Source organism: Stenotrophomonas sp. HMWF003, assembly GCF_003061285.1.
GTDB lineage: Bacteria > Pseudomonadota > Gammaproteobacteria > Xanthomonadales > Xanthomonadaceae > Stenotrophomonas > Stenotrophomonas maltophilia_AP.
On sequence record NZ_QAIW01000289.1, the window covers coordinates 3,545 to 6,995 of the forward strand.

The following is a 3,451-nucleotide window of genomic DNA, read 5'->3' on the forward strand; positions in this document are numbered from 1 at the left end:
TCGTAGTAGCGCAACGCGGACGCCGCCAGGCCAGTGCGACGGGCCACTTCGGCAATGTCCAGTTCCTGCATCCGCTTGACCTCAAGTGCACTTGAAGTGGCAGAGTGCGGCCATCCCTACCCGGCTGGCAAGGCCAGAACGCCCCTTATGACCGACACCACGCAACACGCCCTCTGGAATGGCCCCGCCGGGGATGCCTGGGTACAGGCCCAGCCCGTGCTCGATGACATGTTCGCGCCGTTCGCCGATCACCTGGCCCAAGGCGTTCCGCCCGGTTCGCCATGGAACGTGTTGGACGTCGGTTGCGGCACCGGCGCGGTCAGCCTGGCCATCGCAGCACGGCTGGGCGCTGGCGGCCACTGCACCGGGCTGGACATCTCCGCGGCCATGATCGACATGGCGCGCGAGCGCGCACGCAGCGCCACGTACCCGGTGGACTTCATCGCCGCCGATGCGCAGCGTCACGTATTCGCCCCGGCCGCGGTCGACCACGTGGTGTCACGCTTTGGCGTGATGTTCTTCGACGACCCGGTGCAGGCCTTCACCGGCCTGCGCGTGGCCACCCGCAGCGGCGGCACGCTCCACGCACTGGCGTGGCGTGCCCCGGACGAAAATGCGTTCATGACCACCGCCGAACGGGCCGCTGCGCCCTTGCTGGCGCTGCCCCCGCGCTCGGCCGATGGGCCGGGGCAGTTTGCCTTCGCCGATCGCCAGCGCGTCCTCGACATCCTGGCCGACAGTGGCTGGCGCGATATCGAGGTGACGGCGGTGGACCAGGTCTGCAGCATCCGCACCGCCGACCTGCAGCGGTATGTGTCGTTGCTGGGGCCGGTGGGCGGCATGCTGCGCGACCCGCGGATCGACGCGGCACTGCGTGCCCAGGTGCTGCAGGTGGTGGTGGACGCCTTCGCGCCGTTCGTGCAGGGCGATCGCGTTGCATTCGGTGCGGCATGCTGGGCGCTGCGCGCGGTGGCACCCTGACCGCACGTGCCGTGTCTGCGCTCCTGCCGCCCGCGTTCAGCGCGGCGGCAGGCGCATCAACCATCCTGTGGCCAGCATCGCCAGCAGGGCCATCAGCGCGGCGGCGATGAACGCGTACCCAGCGCCCTGTGCATACGCCGCCCGTGCCAGCACGCCGAGTGCATCCGACGCGGTCGACAGCTCGCCGACCACCACCCGTTCCAGCAGCGCCGGCGACACCGGGCTGCCGGCGGCGGTCAAAGCGGCGTCGGCAGCCGCCCGCACATGGCTGGACAGCACCGCGCCCAACGTCGCAAACCCGATCAGGATGCCGGAGAAGCGTGCGGTGGTACTGATGCCAGACGCCATGCCGGCGCGGTCCGGGGGAATCACGCTCATGATCGCCTTCTGCGTTTCGCCGTTGAGCAGGCCGCCGCCACTGCCCAGCACCGCCATCGCCAGCAGCAGCCCCGGGCCGCTGTGCTGCCACAGCGACAGCGCGATGCCCAGGTTGCCAAGCACCGCCACGCCCAGGCCCAGCACGAGGATTTTTCCCGAGTGCCAGTGCGCGCCCAGGCGCCGACCGAGGAACGGCAGCAGCAGCATCGCCAGCGCGAACGGCAGCATGTGCAGGCCGGCCTGCAGCACACTGTCGCCGCGGACGTTCTGCAGCAGCAACGGCAGCAGCGAGGCCATCACCTGGACTGCGGCCGCATAGGCGAACATTGCGATCACCGCGCCCACCAGCGCCGGTATCCGGAACAGGCGCAGGTCCAGCATCGGCTGGGTGCGGCGCTGTTCAACGCCGATGAAGGCGCCGCCCAGCACCACGCCGGCTACCAGCCAGGGCAGCACAGCGGTGCTGGTCCAGCCTGCCACCGGGCCGCGGATCAATGCCCACGTCCACGACAGCATGCTGCCGGCAAACAGCACTACACCGGCCACGTCGATGCGACGGCGCACCGGGTCGCGCGACTCGGGTACGTAGCGCCCGCTCAGTGCCGCGAGCACCAGGCACAGCGGCAGATTGATGTGGAACGCCCACCGCCAGCCCAGCCAGGTGGCGATGGCGCCGCCGATCAGCGGGGCCAGCACCATGGTCAGGCCCATGATCGCGCCCCATATCGCCCAGGCCCGGGCACGGCGCGCAGGGTCCTGGTGGGCATGGCCGATCAGCGACAGCGCCGGGGCCAGCATGAACGCGGCCGCCGCGCCCTGCCCGGCCCGCGCGAGATACAGCGCACCGGCCTGCGCGGCCAGCCCGCAGGCCACCGAGGTGAGCGCGAACAGCACCAGGCCGATCAGGTACAGGCGTCGCCGACCGATCCGGTCGGCCAGGGTGCCGGCCGGCAACAGCAGCGAGGCAAAGCACAGCACGTAGGCGCTGACCACCCACTCGATGTCGGCGAACGATGCAGACAGGTCGCGTGCAATGGTGGGCAGCACCACGCCGACCACGTTGGTGTCCAGCACCGTCAGCGCGCAGCCGGCCGATGCCAGCAGCAGCACGGCGTCGGTGCGCGGCGCGGGCGTGGCCACGGCAGTGCTCATCCCCGGCTCACGCGCCGGGCACCGTCAGTTTCGCGCGCAGCCGGGCATCCATCTCCGCATCGGTGAGCGCATAACCCAGCACGTCCTGCAAGGTGCCATCGGCGCCCAGCAGGAACCACGACGCGGTATGTTCGAACGTTGCCGCATCGCCCTCGCCCACCTGCCGGTAGCTGACCCGCAGGCTTTCAGCGATGGCGCGAGTACCGGCCTCGTCGCCGCTCAGGCCGATGAACGTTGGATCGAAGGCGGCCAGGTACTCGCGCAGGTGGGCGGGCGTATCGCGTTTGGGATCGATGGTCACGAAGACCACCTGCAGGTCCGCACCCAGCGGGCCCAGCCGGCGTTTGAGCTGCACCGCCTTCACCAGGCTCAACGGGCACACCTCAGGGCAGTGGGTAAAGCCGAAGAACAGCAGCGTGGGCTTGCCGCGCAGACCGTGGATCGACACGGTGCGCCCGTCACTGGCCTGCAATGCCACCGCGTCCAATGCGGCCTGGCCCATGATCGGCGCGTCGGCGGTGCCGCAGCCCGCCAGCAGCATTCCGCCCAGCAGGGCCGCCAGCACGCCGCGCGTCACCGTTCCGCTCCGTGCTGGCCGGCCTGCCCACCCATGCCATCACGCACCACGAAATCCACCGGGAGCGCGTCGCCATGGGCGAACTGCAGGCGGACCCGCACGTGCTGGCCCGCCTGCAGCGGGCGCTTGGGCATCATCAGCATCAGGTGGTAACTGCCGGGCCGCAGCGAGGTGATCCTCCCTGCCGGCAGTGCCAGCCCATCGGGCAGTGCCTGCATGCGCATGACCTCGCCGTCCATGCGCATCGCGTGGATCTGCACCTGGCCGAAGCCGGCCGCGCTGGCCGCCACCAGGCGGTTGGCGGCGCCCCCGTTGTCCAGCTCCACATAGCCGGCAGCCACGCCCGCAGCGGGCGGCGGCAAC

The 3,451-nt window shown here is 70.6% G+C and carries 4 protein-coding genes; 1 reads left to right on the forward strand and 3 read right to left on the reverse strand.

Annotated features, from left to right (window positions below):
• Window positions 1–147 precede the first annotated feature (147 nt).
• Window positions 148–981, forward strand: a complete 834-nt coding sequence (locus tag DBR34_RS11960; protein WP_128096958.1) for a class I SAM-dependent methyltransferase — start codon at window positions 148–150, stop codon at window positions 979–981.
• A gap of 36 nt (window positions 982–1,017) precedes the next feature.
• On the opposite strand, the gene DBR34_RS11965 is transcribed toward DBR34_RS11960, so the two are convergent.
• The 3 genes from DBR34_RS11965 to DBR34_RS11975 all read right to left on the reverse strand — a co-directional run.
• Complete coding sequence (locus DBR34_RS11965; RefSeq protein ID WP_128096959.1) at window positions 1,018–2,511, reverse strand: MFS transporter; 1,494 nt, start codon at window positions 2,509–2,511, stop codon at window positions 1,018–1,020.
• 7 nt (window positions 2,512–2,518) lie between these two features.
• Entirely contained in the window at window positions 2,519–3,088 is a 570-nt protein-coding gene (locus DBR34_RS11970) for an SCO family protein (RefSeq protein WP_258223857.1), read from the reverse strand.
• Window positions 3,085–3,451: copper chaperone PCu(A)C (locus tag DBR34_RS11975; RefSeq protein WP_181393981.1), on the reverse strand; the 367-nt coding region annotated here is incomplete at its 5' end. The genes DBR34_RS11970 and DBR34_RS11975, both read right to left, overlap by 4 nt.

Bases quoted from the DNA above. Each gene is read 5' to 3' on its own strand.
- DBR34_RS11960 (WP_128096958.1), top strand. From the start codon at position 148: ATGACCGACACCACGCAACACGCCCTCTGGAATGGCCCCGCCGGGGAT.
- DBR34_RS11965 (WP_128096959.1), bottom strand. From the start codon at position 2,511: ATGAGCACTGCCGTGGCCACGCCCGCGCCGCGCACCGACGCCGTGCTG.